The following is a 5,534-nucleotide window of genomic DNA, read 5'->3' as shown; positions in this document are numbered from 1 at the left end:
CAACTGAAACGACGTCTAAAGCGGGTGTCGCAGGTTCGAATCCTGCCGGGGGCACCAGCGCAAAGGCCCCGGACCGATCAAGGTCCGGGGCCTTTGACATCCACTTCTGACATCAACGGGGGCGGTCACTCACGGCCTGGCCGCCTCTTGAGCAGCCGGTCCATGTGGCTGATCGCCTCGCGCTGCGTGTCCTGGACGACGTGCGTGTACACGTCCATGGTGATGCTGATCTGCGAGTGCCCGAGGATCTCCATCACGACGCGAGGAGCGACCCCGGCCGCGGTAAGCAGGGTGGCGCAGCCGTGCCGGGCATCGTGCAGCCGGATGACGCGAAGGCCGGCAGAGTCGGCGACCCGGGTGAAGGAGCGGTAGACGTTGCGCGGCTCGACCGGGCGGCCGTTCCGGGTGGCGAAGACGTAGCCGCCCTCATCCCACGACTCCCCCGCGCGCAGCTTGGCGGCGGCCTGGCGCATCCGGTGCCAGCGGAGCGGCGCGATGCACATCGCCGGTAGCGGCACAGCCCGACGGCGGCGTCCCTTGGGGTCGTCGTCGTACAGGACGCCGCGCCGACGCTGGCTCTGCTGGCGGACGTACAGCACGCGCTTGTCCAGGTCGATGTCCACCCAGCGAAGGCCGACGATCTCACCCCGCCGCAGGCCCATCGCGATGGCGAGGACGAAGGCCGCGTACAGCGGGTCCTTCCGAGCGGCGGCAAGGAAGTCCAGCGTCTCGTCAAGCGACCAGGGGCTCAGCTCCCGCGACTTGGCCCGGGGCGGCTCGACGAGGCTCGCCACGTTGCGGGTGACCAGCTCTTCGCGGCAGGCAGCCGTCAGGGCGGTGCGCAGCACCCGGTGCGATTCCTTGGCGGTGGCGGCGGTGGTCTTGTTCTCCAGCTCGACGAGGAAGCGCCGGACATCGGCAGTGCCCAGGGATTCGAGCCGCTTCGAGCCAATCATGGGCATGAGGTACAGCCGGACGTGCGCTTCGTACTTGTCGTACGTGCTGAGCTTGCGACGCGGCTTGATGACGTTGTCCAGCCAGTACGGAAGCCACTCGGAGAGCCGTGCCGAACGGGTCGGCACGGGCACGCCCTGGTCCACCTTGTCGAGGAGTTCACGGCGCTTGGCGTCACACTCGGCCCAGGTCTTGCCGTAGGCGAACTTGCGGGCGCGGGTGCCGTCAGGCTGTAGGACGTAGACCGCTGCCTGATAGCGGCCGTCCTTGCGCTTGGTGATCGTGCCCGCGCCGTTGGGGTTGCGCTTGCGCTGGGAAGCCATCAGGCAGCCTCCTCGATCTCACGGACGATGAAGTCCCGTACCGCGTCGGCCGGTACACGCCGGGCACGCCCGATGGTGATAGAGGTCAGGCGGCGCGAGCGGATCAGGTCGTAGACCGTGGAGCGTCCGAGCTTGAGCCGGGCCATGACCTCGGGCACGGTCAGCAGTTCTGCGGTGGCGGTGGTCATGCTGCGGCTCCTTCCAGTTCGGTGGTGTCGGGTGTGAGTGAGGCGGCGAGCCATTCCTCGCCACGGGTGAGGCCGGTTCCGGCGAAGGCCCAGTGCGCGAGGACGAGGGTGGTGTCCTCGTCCGGATTGGCCGGCATGGCGGCAGTCGGATCTTCGCCGCGGGCGATCGCGGCTTGGAGGCGTTGCCATTCGGCGCGTGCCTGGCGGAGTGCGCCGAGGGTGGTGGAGTAGCGGCGGGTCTTGGTGGAGAAGTGGCCGCGGAAGCCCAGCATGTGGGCCCAGGCCCGGAGCCGAAGGTCTTCCAGGTCTTTGCGGGCGCCGAGGGTCCATGCGGTGCGGATGAGTCGGCGGGCGTGTTCGGGGATGGACTTGCGGCCGAGTTCGGCGAGGAACTTGATGGGGCGGTCGAGGGTTCCGGTCGCGATCTCTGCTCCTTTGGTGGCGTACTTGGCGATGTAGGCGGCGACGGCGCGTTCGGTGAGTTCGGTGCCGCCGTCGAGGTCGGCCGAGCGGATGGGGCGGATGTCGAGCTGGCTGCCGAAGACAAAGGTGTGCGCGCGGCCGTCGATGACCGGCCCGGGCACATCGGCTGCGGCGGTGGCGGCGCGGATGGCGTCGGCGAGGAGTTCGGCGGTGGCCCAGGCCGGGGGCGGGGTGTCGCCCCCATCGGGGCCGTCGAGGCGGATCACGGCGTGGAAGTGGATGCCCCCGCGGCGCTGGTACTCGGCGACCTTGGCGAAGGAGACGCGGGCATGCTCCTTGAAGGCACGCTGCGAGAGGCCGGCGCGCTTGGCGACTTCGCGGCGCAGGTAGATGGAGAAGCGGGCCCAAATCTTGGAGGCGTGGGCGTTCCAGAGCACGGCGGCTTCGTAGTCGTACGTGTCGGGGTCGAGCAGGGTGCCCAACTCGGGGGCGTCGGCCGGGTGGGTGGTGCCGCAGCGGCAGCGGCCTTTGGTGGGGCGGTTGTGGACGGGGCCGAAGCCGGGGGCGGTGAAGGTGGCGAACACCCTGGGGTGTGTGGCCACGCGTTCGGGGGTGCCTTTGCCACCGCGGAGGCCTGCGGTGATGAGCTGGTAGGTGTCGCGGCGGTAGGTCTCGGCGCAGGCGGGGCAGCGGGTGGCGCGGCGGTTGTTGCAGCGCACGAGGAGGTTCCCGGCGGGCAGGTCGTCGGCGGTGAGGTGGTGCAGGATCTCGCCGGTTCCGGTGTGGACGTCGGTGCGGTGGCCGTCGAGGCGGATCGGGGTGGTGCAGCCGCCGAGGCCGCGCAGCTGGCGCATGAGGCCGGGCATGGTGCCCAGCGAGGCGAGGAAGGCCAGGTCCCGCAGGGGCGGCGGTGCGGTCGTGGTCACGCGGATGGTCCTCCTTCTAGAGGGAGCAGGCCGGGACGCCTGCCGTTTCGTAGCGGGCATCCCGGCTGGCTGTGATCAGCGGTGAAGGCAGGTGTTGCGGTGGTCGATCCACTCGGCGACCAGGTCGCGGACGTTGTCGTCACCCGTAGCCCGGCCGGAGACCCCACAGCGGCAGGCGTAGGAGCCGGTGGCGGGGAAGTCCCGGGCGGTTTTGGCGACGTGCACGCCGGGCCGGTCGACGGTGGGCGCGAGGTCGGCCACGGCGGTCAGCGGGTGAACGCGGCGTCGGCGGCGGTGTCGAGCAGCTGGCGCAGGGGCGGGACGATGCCGGTGCCCTGGCAGGTGCGGCAGTGGGCGGTGATGGTGCGCCGCTGGCCGGTGCGGTCACGGCCGCCGAGGGTGATAGCGGCGGAGGCGAAGCCATCGCAGGACGGGCAGACGCGGGCCGGGGCGTGGCGGTGCTGGGGCATGATGAAGGTCCTTCCGGTTGATGAAGTCGGGTAGGGGCTGGCCGTCCGGGCGGCGGATACTTGGCGGTTTCAGGGCCGCCCGGAAGGCCGGTCAGCGCTGGCGCTGGCCGTTGAGCAGGGAGCGCAGGACGACGGCGCAGACGGCGACCGAGGTGGCCGTGACGGCGACGGCGAGCAGCATGGAGACGAGGACCGCGCCGACGACCAGGACCACGGCGGTGCCGCTGCCGACGAGGGCGAGCGCGGTGCCGGGTGTGAGCTGGACCGTGGGCCGGGCCGGGGTGGCCGGCACGGGCGCGGAAGCGGTCGGGGCCGGGGTCGGTGCGGGCTGGACCGTCGTGGGCTGGACGACGGCGGGCGGGGTGGTGATGCTGGTCGGGGTCGGCATGGTCGGGATACGCGGGCGGAGCATGAGAGTTCTCCCTTCGGTCACTTGGTGGTGTTGTTGACGGCGTCGACGCCGGTGCGGGTGCCGGACTCGATGGCGGGAGCGAGGAACGTGTCGGCGAGGAGGAAGCCGCCGAGGAGGAGCACCACGATGAGCCAGGTCGGCGGGCGCATGAGCTTGATGCCGAAGTAGCCGAAGATGGCGACCAGGACGATCAGCGGAAGTTCGACATTCACGACGGGGCTCCTTGGTCAGTTGATGCGGCAGCGGTGGGTGCGGGCGGCGAGCTGGGCGGCGGACTGGGCGGAGAAGTCAGCGGACCAGCCGCAGTTGTCCCGGGAGCAGACGGCAGCGTGCTTGGTCCGGCCGTTGCGGTCGCGGTGGGTGCCGATCTGCACAGGGCCGATCCGCATCACTGAGTGGAAGAAGTCGCGCGCAGGCATGGACTGAACTCCTTGTCGTGTCAGGCGAGGTGGGCAGCGAGCTGGTCAGCCATCGGGCCGGGCAGGCCCAGGCGGTCGCGCAGCGTGGTGGCGTCGATGGGGCTGCCGGTCGAGGCGCGGTGGGCGTCGGCGAGCTTGCGGGCGTGGTCGACGAGCGCGGGCGGCACGTCCGCAGGCGGGGCGGCGGGCAGGGCCGGAACCGGTGCGGCAGGCTCGACCGCATCCGGCTCCGGAGCCGGGTCCGGTCCGGCCGGCACGGTCACCGGCTCGACCACGGGCAGCGGTTCCGGCTCGACAACGTCCGCGGTTGCACTGGCGGGCGAGTGGACGAGGAGTGTGCCGCCGAGGAAGGCGAGAGCAGGCCAACCGGCCACGAGGATGCGCAGCCAGTCGGGCACGTCGGTCAGGTCGAGCAGGCCCGCGGTAGCCACATTGGCACCGAGGGAAGCCGCCAGGGCGACGGCGAACCACGACCACGCAGCGCGGGCCGGTTCCCCCTGGGCGCGCAGGATGCGCAGGCGTCGCCAGGCCGCGACGAGCAGCAGGTCGACCGAGACGGGGTAGGCCCACGCCTTCCAGCCGTCCTGACCCGCAGCGGCGGCGAGATCGTGCAGGTGGGCGAAGGACAGCGCCCCGGCGATCACGGCTTGCACGAGCACGGCATCCAGGCGGATCGAGCGGAACATCGGTCTTCACCTCCTTGGAGAGTTGGGCCGGGGCCGGGCGAGGCACAAGGGCCGGTCGCCGGGCCCCGGCGGTCCGTTCAGGCATGGCGGGGGTAGGGACGTGGCGCGAAGCGGTCACGCCGACCGAGTGGGGAAGGGATCAGGCAGTGAGGGGCTTGGCCGCCGCCGCGGGGGCCGGGGTCTTGCTGGGAGACAGCTCCGGCAGCACTGGGCGGAAGGACTCCAACCGGCCAGCACGGGCGTCCGGTGGGCGTTCGCGGTGCAGGCGTTCACAGCCTGCCGCATCGAGGTGAACGGCGTACGGATGCGGACCCAGCCGCCCGTGGAGTCACCGGCCACCGCCGTGCCGGGCCGCTCGACGGGGATCTGCGTGGTCGCGAGTACGGCATCCGGGGAGATGTCGCCGAACGCCATCTTGGCCGAGGCTTCATCGTTGACCCGGTGCGAGACCCGGCCGGTGAGCTGGGCACGGAGCATGGTGATCCCGTCGCCGAGTTCCGATCCGAAGCGCTGACCGCAGATCTCGACGTAGATGCCGGCCGCGCGGCCGAGCTGCACGAGGCGCACGAGGGCGGTGACGATGCGCTCGCGGCGCTTCTTCTCGGCGGTGTTGGAGAACAGTGCCAGTTCAGCGACTTCGTCGACGAGGAGGACGACCGGCACCGGCCGCAGGTGATCAGGCAGGCCCCAGATGTCGGCAGTGACTTCCGCGTCCGGGGTGTCCGCGCTGATG

General features: G+C 71.2%; 9 protein-coding genes and 1 pseudogene. All 10 read right to left on the bottom strand.

What is annotated here, in order from left to right; all coding sequences use genetic code 11:
• Positions 1-125 precede the first annotated feature (125 nt).
• Positions 126-1,277: a site-specific integrase gene (locus J7E88_RS34040; RefSeq protein ID WP_215187358.1), complete on the bottom strand. Its 1,152-nt coding sequence runs from the start codon at positions 1,275-1,277 to the stop codon at positions 126-128.
• On the bottom strand, positions 1,277-1,465 hold the full coding sequence (locus J7E88_RS34035; RefSeq protein ID WP_215187357.1) for a helix-turn-helix domain-containing protein: 189 nt from the start codon (positions 1,463-1,465) through the stop codon (positions 1,277-1,279). The genes J7E88_RS34040 and J7E88_RS34035 overlap by 1 nt, the downstream gene beginning before the upstream one ends.
• Complete coding sequence (locus tag J7E88_RS34030) at positions 1,462-2,754, bottom strand: replication initiator (RefSeq protein ID WP_215187359.1); 1,293 nt, start codon at positions 2,752-2,754, stop codon at positions 1,462-1,464. The genes J7E88_RS34035 and J7E88_RS34030 overlap by 4 nt, the downstream gene beginning before the upstream one ends.
• 135 nt (positions 2,755-2,889) lie before the next feature.
• Positions 2,890-3,075 carry a hypothetical protein gene (locus J7E88_RS34025; RefSeq protein ID WP_215187356.1) on the bottom strand — a complete coding sequence of 62 codons (186 nt, stop codon included), beginning with the start codon at positions 3,073-3,075 and terminating at the stop codon, positions 2,890-2,892.
• Positions 3,076-3,080: 5 nt separating this feature from the next.
• A complete protein-coding gene (locus tag J7E88_RS34020) occupies positions 3,081-3,284 on the bottom strand; it encodes a hypothetical protein (protein WP_215187355.1) in 204 nt (67 codons plus the stop codon).
• A 91-nt stretch (positions 3,285-3,375) separates the two neighbouring features.
• Complete coding sequence (locus tag J7E88_RS34015; RefSeq protein ID WP_215187354.1) at positions 3,376-3,696, bottom strand: SpdD-like protein; 321 nt, start codon at positions 3,694-3,696, stop codon at positions 3,376-3,378.
• Between the two features lie 17 nt (positions 3,697-3,713).
• The gene (locus J7E88_RS34010) at positions 3,714-3,908 is read right to left on the bottom strand and encodes a hypothetical protein (RefSeq protein ID WP_215187353.1); all 195 of its coding nucleotides are present in this window, start codon (positions 3,906-3,908) and stop codon (positions 3,714-3,716) included.
• 15 nt (positions 3,909-3,923) lie between these two features.
• Complete coding sequence (locus tag J7E88_RS34005; protein WP_215187352.1) at positions 3,924-4,115, bottom strand: mobile element transfer protein; 192 nt, start codon at positions 4,113-4,115, stop codon at positions 3,924-3,926.
• A gap of 20 nt (positions 4,116-4,135) precedes the next feature.
• Positions 4,136-4,801: a DUF2637 domain-containing protein gene (locus J7E88_RS34000; protein ID WP_215187351.1), complete on the bottom strand. Its 666-nt coding sequence runs from the start codon at positions 4,799-4,801 to the stop codon at positions 4,136-4,138.
• Between the two features lie 139 nt (positions 4,802-4,940).
• Positions 4,941-5,534 (bottom strand): annotated as a pseudogene (locus tag J7E88_RS33995) (FtsK/SpoIIIE domain-containing protein); the annotation flags it as partial.

It is taken from the genome of Streptomyces sp. ISL-10, assembly GCF_018614575.1.
Classification (GTDB): domain Bacteria; phylum Actinomycetota; class Actinomycetes; order Streptomycetales; family Streptomycetaceae; genus Streptomyces.
The sequence above is the reverse complement of the archived record's forward strand: the minus strand, read 5'-3'. Positions and strand labels throughout refer to the sequence as shown.